The sequence below is a fragment of the Endozoicomonas sp. SESOKO4 genome (assembly GCF_024606275.1).
Window position 1 is genome coordinate 1 of record NZ_JAHHPS010000508.1, and the last position, 13,777, is coordinate 13,777.

The following is a 13,777-nucleotide window of genomic DNA, read 5'->3' on the forward strand; positions in this document are numbered from 1 at the left end:
GTTCACTTCAGCAGTCCCAGTCTCTGGGGGCTGCTGGACTGGTAGGGAAAGAAGTATGGGTTGAGTCCAACAGTCTGTCGGTAGAAGAGGCAGGTCAGTTCAGCGGAAGGACTGAGTTGCAGGTCAATGCTTCGGACGTCCTTATTCGGGTTTATACGCCGGATGGTAGTCTGGTTCAGTCCAAATCACTGGGTCAACAGTCCGCAGGTATCGTTCCATTCACTCTCGATGATCTTGTTCCCGGGCAATACACAGTCACGGCAACCGGAGTCAACGGTAATGAAGCATACAGCGGTACGCTGTCTATGAAATCTACGGTGTCTGGTATCAATATGACCAATGCCGGAGCTGAATTAAGGCTTGAGGGCATGGGATCTGTGCCACTGTCTTCTATCTCGATCATTGGCAACTGAGACTATCAGGGAGGGTAAGGAATGTCGTTTAGAATTGGGTTGACCGGATTAAATGCTGCACAGCAGGATCTGGAAATTGTCAGTAATAATATTGCCAACAGTAATACCATTGGCTTTAAAGGGTCCCGCGCAGAGTTTTCTGATGTTTATGCTTCTTCGATAGGAGGCGGTAATGGTCAGGTGGCAGGTGTTGAGGTGGCCTCTATCAGCCAGCAGTTCTCCCAGGGCAATATCACTTCCACAGAAAATGCTCTTGATATGGCGGTTAATGGTCAGGGTTTTTTCGTAGTTAATGACAATGGCCAAATGAATTACACCCGGGCAGGCTTCTTTCAGTTAGATGCCAATAATAACGTGGTGAATAATAAGGGCCTCAGGCTTCAGGGGTATTCAGCGGATGCATCGGGCAACGTACTGGCTGGTACCCAGACCGACCTGAAAATCAACCAGACCTCTATACCCGCTCAGGCTACTACCGATGTGGTGACGCTGGCTAATCTGGATGCCAGAACGGATGCCATTACTCCCGCTGTGCCAATAGACCCAACCAACCCGTCCACCTTTAATTCCACTATGGCATTTAATGTTAATGACAGTCTGGGTGGAAGCCACACCGTCAGTATGTATTTTGCAAAAACGGCAGATAACGCCTGGGACATTGAATTTTATTTTGACGGACAGGGGCCTGACTTGACCCAGCCTGTCACGTTTAATAACGATGGAACACTGGCAACGCCTGTCGGTGGCGGGGTAACTCTGGGTATTCCAGCCGGGGATGCCCGACTATCGGGTGCTGCTGCAATGAGCTTCGACATAGATATTTCAGATTTCACTCAGTTGGGCACTGACTCAGCGGTAAACCGGGTAACCCAGAATGGCTTTCCTCCAGGCTCACTCAACGGTATTCAGATTACTGCAGACGGTATTCTTCAGGCTCTTTACTCCAACGGACAAACTCAGGTTCAGGGGCAGATTGTTCTGGCTGATTTTGCTAACGACAGTGGTTTGATTCCTATGGGGGACAGTCTCTGGCAGTCGAGCTTCGCTTCAGGTAACCCAGCTTTGGGTATTCCGGGGGCCGGTGTTATGGGGTCACTGGAGTCAGGAGCACTGGAACAATCTAATGTCGATATATCCCTGCAACTGGTGCGTTTGATTGAGGCCCAGAGTAACTATCAGGCCAACGCCAAGACCATTGAAACCAGTAATAACCTTACCCAGGCACTGATGAATATTATCTGATGGATAAAGTACTTTATATCAGCACCGCCGGAGCCAATCTGGCCATGCAAGCCCAACAGGTGCATGCCAATAACCTGGCTAATGTCTCTACCCCCGGATTCCGCCGGGACTTTGTTAGCAGTATGGCTGTGGAAATGTCGGGTGATGGTCATGAAGGACGGGTGATGCCCAAGCTGCGTGGACTGGGTAGCCGTTTCGCCAGCGGCTCAATGGATACTACTGGTCGTGCAATGGATGTTGCGATCAGTGGCAGTGGCTGGTTTGCGGTCAAGGGCAGTGATGGCAATGAAGCATATACCCGTGCCGGACAGTTCAAAATAGATGATGAAGGCAATGTACTAACCGCCCGGGGGGATGCCGTTATCGGAGATGGCGGACCTCTTCAGTTACCGGATAATCAGTCTGTCTCCTTTGGTGTAGACGGTACAATAAGTATCGTGCCTGCTGAGGGCGGCAATCCTGTTCAGGTAGGCCAGTTAAAGCTGGTGAACCCGGCTATTACAGAAATTACCAAAGGCGCAGACGGGCTTTTTCGTTCTATTGAGGGCGGAGAACTGGAGGCCGATCCGGAAGTCAGGTTACGAAGTGGTTTTCTTGAAGGCAGCAATGTGAATGCCCTGGAAGAAATGGTGTCGTTTTTAAGCCTCAGCCGTCAGTTTGAGGCCCAGATGAAGTTGATGAAAACCGCAGGAGACATGGCTTCTGCGGGTGACCGATTAGTCAGAGATCAATAACGGACAGCAGATAACAACTTATAGCTCAGAGGACGAGCCTATGAATCCCGCATTATGGGTCAGTAAGACAGGGCTGGCTGCTCAGGAAAAGCAGATGTCCATCATTTCCAACAACCTGGCCAACGTCAATACCATCGGTTTCAAACGGGATCGGGCCAGCTTTGAAGATCTCTTTTATCACATTGAAAAGCAGCCGGGGGCTCTGTCAGACCAGGACAACGAACTGCCTTCCGGCTTGCAGATAGGAACTGGCGTAAAAATTACCGGAACCCAGAAAGTGTTTACTCCCGGCAGTTATGAAACCACCAAACAGGCACTGGATGTGGCAATCATTGGTAATGGCTTTTTTCAGTTTACACAGCCCGATGGAACCGCTGCATTCTCCAGAAATGGTCAGTTTCACCTGAATGGAGATGGTCAAATAGTGAATGCCAGTGGTTTGCCTTTGGAACCGGGCATTACCGTACCCGCTGACGCCACCGGAATCAGTATTAGTGAAGATGGCATTGTTATGGCAACCATTCAGGGGCAGGTTGATCCGACAGAAATAGGCCAGATCAGCATTGCTAATTTTGTTAATCCGGCTGGTCTCGTGGCTCTGGGGGGGGAATCTGTACCTGCAATCTGCCGCCAGTGGTGACGCGATAGAAGGCACTGCCGGTCAGGGAGGTTTGGGTTCGCTGAAACAGTTTACTCTGGAAACATCTAATGTCAGCTCAGTGGAAGAGCTGGTCAATATGATATCGGCACAGCGAGCCTATGAAATGAACTCCAAGGTCATTGCTGCGGCTGATGAAATGATGCAGTTCGTTAACCAGACTCTTTAACAGGGTTGGATAGAGGACAGAGAATGAGACTTCTGTGTTTTATAGCCATGTTTATGCTGTTTGGTTGTTCGAGTGCACCCCGCCAGGGTGACACCAAACCTGCTGGTCAACATCAGCAGGTGACAAAGGGCCCCGAACCTGAAGCGGAAAAAATGGTTGCTGATAACGCTGTCTTTCAAAAGGAAAGCTCCCACAACGAATCAGTTTATCCCAATGGCAGCCTGTTTAATGCCAACTATGGCAACTTTATGTTCTCCGACCGCCGTGCCTACCGTCTGGGCGATATTCTGACCATCGAGCTGGAAGGTACCACGAATATCAGCATGAGTGGTTTAAGTAAAGTCGACAAAAATAATGCCATCAGCATTCCTGATCCGACCCTGTTGGGTAAAACCAGTGCAGCTATTCTTGGCGGGGGCCGATCTCTGGCCTTTGAAGTTCAGCCTTCCAGAAGTTACGGAGGCAATACTTCCGCCAGCCGTGGAAATAGCCTGAAGGGTAATATTGCCGTGAAGGTGGTCGAGGTTTTCAGTAATGGCACCCTGAGGGTTGAGGGAGAAAAATGGTTGACCATCAATTCGGGTAAGGAGCTGATCAAGATCAGCGGGCTGGTCCGTCCGGAAGATATCAAAACGGATAACAAGGTTTCGTCTGAGCGACTGGCTGAAGCAAAAATTGATTACGTGGCATTGGGCATTAACTCCGATGCCCATGAACCGGGCTGGGTGAGCAAAATGCTTAACAGCCCATGGTTTCCATTTTGACGGGAGTCACTATGTCTTTAACACGGTGGGGACTGATTTTTCTTATGCTCGTTGTGGCGGGCAATGCCAGTGCCCGTCGTTTGCTGGATATGGTGGATGTTGAAGGGGTCAGAAATAATCAGTTGATTGGTTACGGTCTGGTGGTCGGGCTTGATGGTACCGGAGATAAATCAGCATTCACCAAACAGTCGCTGGTGAACATGCTCAGAGAGTTTGGATTGACCATCAACAGTTCGGATGTGAATTCAAAAAATATTGCAGCGGTAACCGTCCATGCCAGCTTGCCTCCGTTTGCCCGTCCGGGTCAGAAAATAGATGTATCAGTGTCTTCTATTGGTGATGCCAAGAGCCTGAGAGGAGGAACTCTGCTCCTGACACCGATGAAAGGTATCAATGGTGAGGTGTTCGCAGTCGCCCAGGGAAGCCTGATTGTGGGCGGAGTTTCTGCTGAAGGGTTGGCAGGAACGGCGGATGCGCCCATCGCTGGTAGCCGTATACAGATTAACACTACCAACGGCGGTCGCATTCCCGGAGGTGCATTGGTTGAGCGTTCAGTGAAGAGCGCTTTTAACTTTGGGGAGCAGTTGGTACTGAATTTAAAAGAACCGAGCTATACCAATGCCCGCAGGGTAGTGACAGCCATTAATAATCACTTTGGCCCCAAAGTCGCCAATGCCAGCAATGGAGTTTCTATTCTGGTCTCGGCTCCCAGAGACAGTAGCCAGCGGGTGGCATTTATGTCCATGCTGGAAGGACTGAATGTTGAAACGGCAGATCCTTCGGCACGTATTATTTTCAATTCCAGAACAGGCACTGTGGTAATGGGCGAGCATGTTCGTGTTCGCCCGGCTGCAGTCAGTCATGGCAACCTCGTCGTTAAAGTCCGGCAGACAACCTCGGTATCACAACCAGGTGCATTCTCTCAGGGAGGTCAGACGGAAGCCATATTGAACAGTGATGTCACAATAGAAGAGCAGAATGCTGCCATCTATATGGTTAAAGAAGGCGTTACTTTGCAGGAAGTGGTCATGGCTATTAACGGTGTCGGAGCGACACCCACAGACTTGATGTCCATTCTCGAGGCTCTGAAAGCAGCCGGGGCTCTGGAAGCTGAGTTAATTGTGATTTAAATGGATTTACGATAAGGGCGTTCGATATGGATATTGGAAGCAGTCTGTCAGCTAAACATCTGGCCAATATTTATCAGCCGGAACCCGGTCAGGGAAAAGGTCCGGAAGACCTGAAAGAAGCAGCAGAGGCCTTTGAAGCCATATTTGTTAACGAATTACTCAAGAGTATGCGAAGAGCCAATGAAGCGATGATGAGCAGCTCAGACTTGCCGATGTCGGGTAAAGATGTGCAGTTTTTTCAATCGATGTTTGACAGCCATATTGCCGGACATCTGGGTAAAGAAGGCGGGCTGGGCATAGCTGAAGCACTGGTAAGGCAGTTGGGTGATAAAGACGACAGGCTTAATACTGAACGTTAATCGGGGTAGATGACATGAGTCTGACACAGATAGGTATTTCTGGATTACAGGCCAGCCAGACATCGCTTAATGTCGCCAGTAACAATATTGCCAATGCCGAAACAGAAGGCTATAGCCGTCAAAGAGTTTACTGGTTCCCGACTTACACTTTGCATCCGGGAGTCGGTACCAAGGGAACCGGTGTTAATGCATCCAGCGTCGACCGAATAGCCAATAGTTTTCTTACTGCCCAGATGTGGGAGAGTCAATCTCTGGCGGAAAAGACAGCCACTTTTTCGGGATACATCGACTCGCTGGATCAATGGTTGGGCGATGACAGCACATCGCTTACCTCAGGCCTTGAGAGTTTCTTTACAACACTTAATGGCGCAACGGTTGATCCTTATTCCAGTGCTGCCAGACAAGTCATACTCAGCGAAAGTAATAAGCTGGCTCAGCAGTTTACAACACTGAATAACCAAATTGTCGGTCATCAGGGTTTAGCCGGGAGGCAATTGGAGGCTTCGGTTGCAGAAGCGAATGGTTTGCTGGCAAATATAGCGGGCTTTAATGACCAACTAAAGAAGATCAGTGCCAGTGGTGAGGTTGCCAACGAGATGCTTGACCAAAGGGATCTCGCCGTCAAAGAATTATCAAAGCTGATGGGCATCAATGTTCTGGAGCAGCCTGATGGCAATCTCAATATTTACCTGAAATCAGGTCAGCCACTGCTGATCGGTGATCAGAGAAACAGCCTGAGTGTTACCGGCTCAGCCAGCCATCCTGATGGCTTTTCATTGGCGTTTGAAAGTGATTCTGCCTCCCTTCAGGTGCACGGTGATCCGGGGGGCAGCATTGGCGGCATCCTGAATTACCAGAATGGCACTTTAAGACAGGCTCAGAATGAGATTGGGCGTCTGGCAGTAGTCATAGCTTCGACGATCAATGCCCAGCTAAGACTGGGGGAGGATGTCAATGGCAACTCCGGCGTGGATCTTTTTTCTGATCTGACTAATCCTGCCAGTGGTATCTTTTCGCTGGATGTCGCCTCCACCTCAGTGTCCGATATGAGAATTACTGACAGTTCCCAGCTGAAAGCCAGTGACTATGATCTGCGGGTAGATAACACCGGCAACTATGTTATTACCCGGTTGAGCGATGGGGTTCAGTTCAGTGGCAGCTTGTCCGGAGCAGGTACTGATACCCTGAGTTTTGATGGCGTTGAGATTGATATCAACGGTGCCGCTACTGATCAGGCTTACCGGTTGTCACCGGTGCGTTATGGTGCAAGAGATATTGATGCTGTTCTGACGGAACCTTTTGCTCTGGCTCTGGCAGCACCGGGTAGTGGTGTGGCCGATAATTCGAACTTGCAGACAATTCTGCAACTTCAGAATGATGCTCTGATAGAGGGGCAAAGTAGCCTGACTGAAAGCTATACCCGGTTTATTGGCGATATTGCGGTACAAACTTCTCAGGCGAAAACAGAAGCCGATGGTGGTAAAAAACTGTTTGAGCAGGCTGAAGCAAGCCGCAATGCCTACAGTGGTGTCAATCTGGATGAAGAGGCTGCCAACCTTTTACGCTTTCAGCAACTCTACAGTGCTAATGCTCAGGTAATTTCAGTGGCCCGGCAGACATTTGATTCATTGCTCAGAATGTTCTGATAAAGACAGGGAGCCAAAAATATGCGTATCAGCAGCATCAATTTCAATAATGTCATGCTCAGGGCTATGCAGGACGGTATGGCCAGACTGGCTGTAACCAATGAACAGATGGCATCCGGAAAACGTATCCTGCAACCCTCGGATGACTCCGTTGATACAGTCAAAATTCTTCAGATCAAGAATGAAGTAACGGCTATAAAACAGTATGAAGATAATATTGATTCGGCCAGAAGAATACTGCAGCAGCAAGATGTTTTATACAGTGGAATGACTGAGCAATTATGGCGTGCCAGAGACATTATTTTGCAGTCCAGAAACGGCACTCTGACTGATCAGGACTATGAGCCATTGGCAGAGGAGCTGAATACGATTGCTCAGTCTTTGCTGAGCCTGGCCAATTATCAGCAGGCAGACGGGCAGTACATTTTCTCCGGAACCCTGAGCACTCAGAAGCCTGTTGACGAAGTCGCTGGTGATTATTCATACAATGGCAATAATAACCTTCGTCTGGTCAATATCAGTGGCTCTGCCCAGGTGACATTCAATGAGTCGGCAGAAAATCTATTTTTCGACCCAACCGCTACACCACCGATAGACAGTATCTTTGACGCCCTGTCTGGTGCGGTGGATGAACTGAGAAACCCTGTGAGTCTGAATGCCGTTCTGTCAGACGCGATGACATGGATTGATGCCACTCTGGACAGGGTAGGGATCGCCCAGACCAAGGCAGGCAGTAATCAGACTGTGCTTGATCGGGTGGGTGAAAGCCATGCCGATATCAAACTGATGCTGGAAAAACTTCATTCATCTCTGGAAGATGTTGATATGACGAAGGCCGCCACTGATTTGGCTCAGCAGCAGACCCTTCTCAGTGCCAGCCAGCAGGTTTATGCCAACATCAAGCAACTGTCTCTGTTCAATTATTTCTGACGGGCCATTGGCAAAAAAAAATCCCCATTTCAGGGAATTTAAGATTTTTTGACACCTTGCCGATTGGAGTTCTGTACCCATCACAGACGAGTGGTGAAAAGCATGCCGGGAATAAATCGCACCGGGTCAAAAAAAGCAGCCAGTCCAATAGCAGGCCAAAGTGCAGTCAAAAATGATGTAAAAGCAGCCGCGCCTCCCAAGGTCAATGATGATCGTTTAAGGTTGAGCGGTGAAGCCCAGAATATTGAAGAACTGTTCCAATCTCTGTCAGACATAGATGAAATTGACAGGAAAAAAGTGGAGAGCATTCGGCTAGCGATTAAAAAAGGAGAAATGCCGGTCGATTATCAAATGCTTGCCAACAAAATTCTGGAGCTTTCCGATGACTTTGATGACCACAGAAAAGAATGACAATAAAAGTGGTACTTATAGCGTTTCTGTTGAAAAAAAAACTGCTGGGCAATATCCGTGATGCACTGGCTTTAACCCGCAAACTGGAAGTTGTTCTGAGCAAGGCCCATAACCTGATGCTGGAAAGGAATATTGCAGCTCTGGAAACGCATCTTGAAACTCAGGTCAAACTGTTGGACATGCTGCATCTGAATGCTTCCCTGAGAGAGCATTATTTGAAAGAAGCGGGGCTGTCACCGGACCCGGCAGGTATACGATCATTTCTGCAAATTATATGTTCTACACCCAAAGCTGAAGCCACACTGAAACAATGGCATCAACTGGAAATTACAGCAGGCCGCTGCCGTAGTCTGAATCAGGCAAACGGCAAGCTCTTGAGTCGTCTGGCGGCCAGCACTAACCAGATTATTGATGTGGTTTTTTCCAGTCAGGAACCCTCGCCCTATAACCAGCAGGGCATCTGTGAAAGAAAGCTGGGCTGATCAGCATGTTGTTTTCTGATGATTTGCGGCGATTTCGGAAACTGTTGATTTTTGGCCTCGCGATTTTTGGTTTCTCCTTGTTGCTGCTTTCCCGATCATCAGCCAACTCAGTCAGAGAATTCCCTCAGGAACTCACTCTACATAAGTGGGAGTTGACCACGTCCCGTTTCCAGTGTCGCCTGAACAGCAACGTGACAGGGCTGGGCAGTATCGTTCTGAATGCGGCTGCCGGAGGCGTGCATTATATAACCCTGGAACCGGATTTTTTTATTAAAGAAGCCCGGCATATTCGTGTTGCGGTACAACAATCCCCCTGGCGTCATAGCCATTACCTGAACGCTCTCGGTGGTGTTCAGGCAGAGCCGGATAAACAGTTTGAAATGAGAATCAATGTTGCCCGTGTTGTTGAAGATCTGCAGCAGGGGCATCAGCTGGTTGTTGAGATTCAGAGGGAAGCAGTAAACCCTGTTCATATTAAAATACCCGCTATGAATTTCCAAAAAACAGCAGCAACATTTTATCAATGTTATGGAGAATTGCTGGCTCTGAACTACGAACAGGCAAAAGAAACACTGCTCTATTACCCGTCATCAAGATCCCATATAAGCCCGGAACAATTGTCACATCTTGATGACCTGGCCACCTATATTCTGGTGGATAAAAGTATCACCAATGTTGCTATTGACGCTCACACAGACTCCCGGGGTGACAGGCTGGAAAACCTTCAGCTGTCAAAAGTGCGTGCAAGCCGGGTTTATAGATATTTACGATCAAAAGGTATTTCCGAACAGCGTCTTACCATGCGCTTTCATGGTGACCGCTATCCTGTAGCCACCAATGCGACTGTTGCAGGAAGAAATAAAAACCGACGGGTAAAGATTACCCTGAGCCGCCGATAAATAATTCTGACAATAAATCGTCAACTGACGGAAAGAGCCTGTGCTTACCGGGCACTTTTACAGAACAACATTTCACAGAACAACAGTGGATGGCGGCTCAATGGACATCAAAGGTCTAAACCCGGATTCCCTCAGTGTACTCCTGAAAAACCGACCTGCTCCGATTTTACCTTCCTCAGTTGCATCTGAAGGCATGACTACCAACGGTTTTGGCAATCTGCTGCAACAGGCCATTGCAAAGGTTAATGACCTGCAACAAGAGTCCAGCGGCATGATGCACAAGATTGAAACCGGGGAAAGTGATGACCTCATGGGCACCATGATTGCCATGCAGAAATCCAGTATTTCCTTTCAGGCATTGATGCAGGTTCGCAATAAGGCAGTGACTGCTTACGAAGACATCATGCGCATGCAGATCTAAGGTAGAAAAATACCATGGCAGAATCAGAAACAAATGCCACCCCGGAGCAGGCACCAGAAGAAAAAGAAGTGAAGCCTGTTTGGCGTGAAGCACTGGACAGGGTGTCCGAAGTTCTGAAAAACAATCGTAACTATCAAGTGGTGCTGATGGTCTTGTTTGCAGTATCGGTTGCCCTGATGTCAGTTTTCTGGCTCTGGTCACAATCTCCGGATTACCAGCCACTGTATGGCAATCAGGAACTCTATGATGTGGCCAGTGTGGTCAATGTACTGGAACAAAACAGTATTGCTTATAAAATTCACCCGGCTTCGGGTCAGGTCATGGTGGATGTCGGCAGGCTCTCCGATGCCCGTATGCAGCTGGCTGTATCGGGCGTTCAGGCAAGAACGCCGGAAGGACTGGAAACGCTCGATGGGCAGGAAATCGGTACCAGCCAGTTTGTGGAAAATGTCCGTTACCGGCGTGGTCTTGAAGGCGAGCTGGCTCAGACCATTATCAGCCTGAAACCCGTCCGCAATGCCCGAATCCACCTGGCTCTGCCCAAACAGAGCAGTTTTATTCGCAAACAGGGAAAACCATCGGCCTCAGTGTTTGTCGATCTGTTTCCAGGATACAGGTTGAGCAATGAGCAGATTGAAGGCATTGTGAATCTGGTGGCCGCCAGTGTCACTAATATGAATCGCAGCGATGTTTCTGTTATTGACCAGTCCGGCAAACTGCTCTCTTCAGATGTTTTATTGGGTAACAGTGTGCTCAGTGAAGCCAGTAAACAGCTGGACTTCAAGCGTCAGGTTGAAGCTCATTTTCAACAGCGCATCAGTGCCCTGCTTGAACCTCTGGTGGGGTCTGTCAATTTCAGGGCCCAGGTTACCGCCAATGTGGATTTTGAACAGGTGGTGCAAACGGTAGAGCAATATGAGCCCGGTGCTCCCGTGTTAAGAAGTGAGCAGGGAAAGGAAGTGCTTAATAGCGGGCAGGGAGCCAGAGGCATACCCGGTGCTCTCGCTAATCAGCCACCGGAAGAAGGGGAGCAAGCTCAGGCGGAGCAGGGCAATAATACTCATTCAGAGTTTGTCCGCAACTATGAAGTAGACAAAGTGATCAGGCAGGTGGCCAATCAGCAGGGCAGAGTACAGAAACTCAGCGTTGCCGTTGTTCTCAATGAGCAGCCCGATGAAGCTCTGGGTATTGGTAATTGGGATCAGGCAAGAATTGCCACGATTCAACAAATGATTATTGATGCGACAGGTATTGATCAGGCTCGTGGTGATCAGATCAGTATTCATACCGCACCGTTTGTGCCAGTCACTCATGTTGAACCTGTCGGGCTGGCCTGGTGGCAACAGCCGCAGGTGCTCTACTACGTCAAATATGGTTGCGGTACTTTGCTGGGGATTCTTGTGATTATGTTTCTTTTAAGACCCATGATGAAACAGATCACTATCAAGATGGATGAGCCAGCCGTGTTACCTCAAATCTCTGAGGAAACGGATTCTACCCAGTTCGACCAGCAAGGCAGGAAAGTAATATTTGATGACACTTTTGATCTTTTGCCGCCTGAGTTGGCAGATTTTGAAACTCAGGTGACTCAGATGCGAGAACTGTCGTCCAAGGCCCCTGCCAGGGTAGCACAGGTGATCAAGCTATGGATGAACAGTTATGAGTGATAATCAAAGAACCTTGCCATCAAGGCCGCCGACTCCCAAAGACATTGCTATCCTGCTTCTCAGTCTGGGGGAAAAAGGTGCGGCGCAGGTATTCAAACACCTTAGCCAGCGGGAAGTTCGACAGATCAGCACGACCATGGCGACCATCGCACCCCTGAAAAGAGATCAGGTTCAGGAAGTTCTGGACCTGTTTTTCCACACTTATCGGTATGACAGCGCCCTTTCTGGTTCCTCCAAAGGATATATTGACAAGACCTTGAAGATGGCTTTGGGTGACAAAGAAGCCAAAGGTGTCATGGACTCTATTTTTGGCGGTGAGAGCAACAGTCTGGAAGCGATGAAATGGATGGACTCGGGAACCATCACCGAACTGATTGTTGATGAGCACCCGCAACTTCAGGCAGTGGTTTTGACCTATCTGGGAGCTACACAGGCTACCGACGTATTAATGCGCCTTCCAGCCAAAAGTCACCAGGATCTATTGTCACGAGTAGCCCGACTGCAGGAATTACATCCATCCATCCTTGAAGAACTCAACATTATATTTGATGCCAATATCGGCAAAATGAGCACCAGTCAGAATACCACCGTCAGTGGTCTTCGTCAGGTGGCCGATATAATGAACCGGATGAACGACACTTCGGTGCAGAGTCTGTTGAGTTACTTTAAGGAGCAGGATAAGAAACTGGCTGAGCAGATTGAACAACAAATGTTCCTCTTTGAACACCTTATGCGTCTGGACGAAGATGCACTGCGTAAGGTTATGGCGGAGGTCAGCCAGGATATTCTGGCTCTGGCGCTCAAAGGGGCCGCTCAGGAGATGATTGATGTCGTTGTAGGTACCATGACCAAGCGAAGCGCCAAATTCCTGCTTGAAGACATTGAAAATCTTGGCGCGGTTCGTGCCAGTCAGGTTCAGTCTGCCCGCAACGATGTGCTTCGGGCAGCGCGACAGCTGGCTGCATCCGGTGAGATAGAGCTGATCTTTAATGATGAGGACGAGATGATCGGTTAATGCCAATCAATACCCATCACTTTCTTCATACTAATAACAACAGGTTGGTTCATGACAAACAGACAAAAAATATGGCAGCCTGAAACAGCGGCCTTCAAACGGTTTCTCTTTCCGGTTCACCAAAAGCCCGGTGAGTTTCAGAATTCAGAAACATCAGAGACTCCAGAGATAACTCAACAATCTGACTATAGTGATAGTGCTTCTCAGCCTGTCGATAAGGTTCAGAATACAGTACCGACATCACAGGAATCCGTTGAACCCTCTGCTGAAGTTCTGCAAAGTATTCTGGAGCAGGGTATTGAGAAAGGCTATGCCAAAGGTGTGGAAGAAGGCCGTCGAATGGGCTTTGAAGAGGGCAGAGAGCTGGGCGTCAAAGAAGGTGGGCGTATTGCCACTGAGGAGCAGAAAAAACTGGTATCCCTGTTGCGAAAAGAAATGTCTGAATTTCGCTCTGGTGCCAGTTATGGTCGCGACGAAAAGATCAGCTGGCTTGGAAAAGTAATAGAAGAAACCTGTCGCCAGGTGGTGCGTCGTGAGCTGATGACTTCTCCGGAACAGATCGTCTCTGTCATCAGGGAAACTCTGAGTATCATGCCTGAGGATGCTCAGTACACCATCCATGTGAATCCGGTCAACGCGGAGTTGCTCAAACAACTCAAGCCAGATTTTGGTGCGGCCTGGCAGGTCGTCGAAGATCAGGAATTACCAATGCACGACTGCCGGATCATTTCCAGCCAGACAGAAGCGGAAGCTCGAATGGAATCCCGGCTGGTGGAGTGTCTGGATATTATTCGTGAAAACTTGCCTGCCGCAATGGAGGACGCGGGTTAATGTCGC

General features: G+C 48.9%; 15 protein-coding genes and 1 pseudogene. All 16 read left to right on the forward strand.

Going from position 1 to position 13,777, the window contains the following annotated elements; genetic code table 11:
• Positions 1-413 (forward strand): flagellar hook assembly protein FlgD (locus tag KDK16_RS09915; protein ID WP_257275877.1); only part of this gene is annotated, 413 nt, incomplete at its 5' end.
• Positions 414-434: 21 nt separating this feature from the next.
• A complete protein-coding gene (gene flgE, locus KDK16_RS09920; RefSeq protein ID WP_257275879.1) occupies positions 435-1,655 on the forward strand; it encodes a flagellar hook protein FlgE in 1,221 nt (406 codons plus the stop codon).
• Positions 1,655-2,389, forward strand: a complete 735-nt coding sequence (flgF, locus tag KDK16_RS09925; protein ID WP_257275881.1) for a flagellar basal-body rod protein FlgF — start codon at positions 1,655-1,657, stop codon at positions 2,387-2,389. The genes flgE and flgF overlap by 1 nt, the downstream gene beginning before the upstream one ends.
• A 40-nt stretch (positions 2,390-2,429) precedes the next feature.
• A pseudogene (flgG, locus tag KDK16_RS09930) lies at positions 2,430-3,216 on the forward strand (flagellar basal-body rod protein FlgG).
• Positions 3,217-3,239: 23 nt separating this feature from the next.
• Complete coding sequence (locus KDK16_RS09935) at positions 3,240-3,980, forward strand: flagellar basal body L-ring protein FlgH (RefSeq protein WP_257275883.1); 741 nt, start codon at positions 3,240-3,242, stop codon at positions 3,978-3,980.
• An 11-nt stretch (positions 3,981-3,991) separates the two neighbouring features.
• Positions 3,992-5,110 (forward strand): flagellar basal body P-ring protein FlgI, encoded by a 1,119-nt coding sequence (locus KDK16_RS09940; protein WP_257275885.1) that lies wholly within the window; start codon positions 3,992-3,994, stop codon positions 5,108-5,110.
• A 26-nt stretch (positions 5,111-5,136) separates the two neighbouring features.
• Positions 5,137-5,469: a rod-binding protein gene (locus KDK16_RS09945; RefSeq protein ID WP_257275887.1), complete on the forward strand. Its 333-nt coding sequence runs from the start codon at positions 5,137-5,139 to the stop codon at positions 5,467-5,469.
• A 14-nt stretch (positions 5,470-5,483) separates the two neighbouring features.
• Positions 5,484-7,115, forward strand: coding sequence for a flagellar hook-associated protein FlgK (gene flgK, locus KDK16_RS09950; protein ID WP_257275889.1), 1,632 nt, complete (start codon positions 5,484-5,486; stop codon positions 7,113-7,115).
• A 21-nt stretch (positions 7,116-7,136) separates the two neighbouring features.
• Complete coding sequence (gene flgL / locus KDK16_RS09955) at positions 7,137-8,045, forward strand: flagellar hook-associated protein FlgL (protein ID WP_257275890.1); 909 nt, start codon at positions 7,137-7,139, stop codon at positions 8,043-8,045.
• A gap of 102 nt (positions 8,046-8,147) precedes the next feature.
• The gene (flgM, locus tag KDK16_RS09960) at positions 8,148-8,456 is read left to right on the forward strand and encodes a flagellar biosynthesis anti-sigma factor FlgM (RefSeq protein WP_257275892.1); all 309 of its coding nucleotides are present in this window, start codon (positions 8,148-8,150) and stop codon (positions 8,454-8,456) included.
• Positions 8,453-8,938, forward strand: coding sequence for a flagellar protein FlgN (flgN, locus tag KDK16_RS09965; protein ID WP_257275893.1), 486 nt, complete (start codon positions 8,453-8,455; stop codon positions 8,936-8,938). The genes flgM and flgN overlap by 4 nt, the downstream gene beginning before the upstream one ends.
• Before the next feature lie 5 nt (positions 8,939-8,943).
• Positions 8,944-9,837 (forward strand): OmpA family protein, encoded by an 894-nt coding sequence (locus KDK16_RS09970; protein WP_257275894.1) that lies wholly within the window; start codon positions 8,944-8,946, stop codon positions 9,835-9,837.
• Between the two features lie 100 nt (positions 9,838-9,937).
• Positions 9,938-10,258, forward strand: a complete 321-nt coding sequence (fliE, locus tag KDK16_RS09975) for a flagellar hook-basal body complex protein FliE (protein ID WP_257275896.1) — start codon at positions 9,938-9,940, stop codon at positions 10,256-10,258.
• A 14-nt stretch (positions 10,259-10,272) separates the two neighbouring features.
• Entirely contained in the window at positions 10,273-11,925 is a 1,653-nt protein-coding gene (gene fliF, locus KDK16_RS09980; protein WP_257275898.1) for a flagellar basal-body MS-ring/collar protein FliF, read from the forward strand.
• Positions 11,918-12,940: a flagellar motor switch protein FliG gene (gene fliG / locus KDK16_RS09985; protein ID WP_257275899.1), complete on the forward strand. Its 1,023-nt coding sequence runs from the start codon at positions 11,918-11,920 to the stop codon at positions 12,938-12,940. Before fliF ends, fliG begins: the two co-directional genes overlap by 8 nt.
• Before the next feature lie 51 nt (positions 12,941-12,991).
• On the forward strand, positions 12,992-13,771 hold the full coding sequence (locus tag KDK16_RS09990; protein WP_257275900.1) for a FliH/SctL family protein: 780 nt from the start codon (positions 12,992-12,994) through the stop codon (positions 13,769-13,771).
• Positions 13,772-13,777 lie beyond the last annotated feature (6 nt).

Bases quoted from the DNA above. Each gene is read 5' to 3' on its own strand.
- flgM (WP_257275892.1), top strand. From the start codon at position 8,148: ATGCCGGGAATAAATCGCACCGGGTCAAAAAAAGCAGCCAGTCCAATA.
- flgE (WP_257275879.1), top strand. From the start codon at position 435: ATGTCGTTTAGAATTGGGTTGACCGGATTAAATGCTGCACAGCAGGAT.
- KDK16_RS09970 (WP_257275894.1), top strand. From the start codon at position 8,944: ATGTTGTTTTCTGATGATTTGCGGCGATTTCGGAAACTGTTGATTTTT.
- flgF (WP_257275881.1), top strand. From the start codon at position 1,655: ATGGATAAAGTACTTTATATCAGCACCGCCGGAGCCAATCTGGCCATG.
- KDK16_RS09945 (WP_257275887.1), top strand. From the start codon at position 5,137: ATGGATATTGGAAGCAGTCTGTCAGCTAAACATCTGGCCAATATTTAT.
- KDK16_RS09940 (WP_257275885.1), top strand. From the start codon at position 3,992: ATGTCTTTAACACGGTGGGGACTGATTTTTCTTATGCTCGTTGTGGCG.
- KDK16_RS09935 (WP_257275883.1), top strand. From the start codon at position 3,240: ATGAGACTTCTGTGTTTTATAGCCATGTTTATGCTGTTTGGTTGTTCG.
- fliE (WP_257275896.1), top strand. From the start codon at position 9,938: ATGGACATCAAAGGTCTAAACCCGGATTCCCTCAGTGTACTCCTGAAA.
- flgK (WP_257275889.1), top strand. From the start codon at position 5,484: ATGAGTCTGACACAGATAGGTATTTCTGGATTACAGGCCAGCCAGACA.
- flgN (WP_257275893.1), top strand. From the start codon at position 8,453: ATGACAATAAAAGTGGTACTTATAGCGTTTCTGTTGAAAAAAAAACTG.
- fliG (WP_257275899.1), top strand. From the start codon at position 11,918: ATGAGTGATAATCAAAGAACCTTGCCATCAAGGCCGCCGACTCCCAAA.
- KDK16_RS09990 (WP_257275900.1), top strand. From the start codon at position 12,992: ATGACAAACAGACAAAAAATATGGCAGCCTGAAACAGCGGCCTTCAAA.
- fliF (WP_257275898.1), top strand. From the start codon at position 10,273: ATGGCAGAATCAGAAACAAATGCCACCCCGGAGCAGGCACCAGAAGAA.
- flgL (WP_257275890.1), top strand. From the start codon at position 7,137: ATGCGTATCAGCAGCATCAATTTCAATAATGTCATGCTCAGGGCTATG.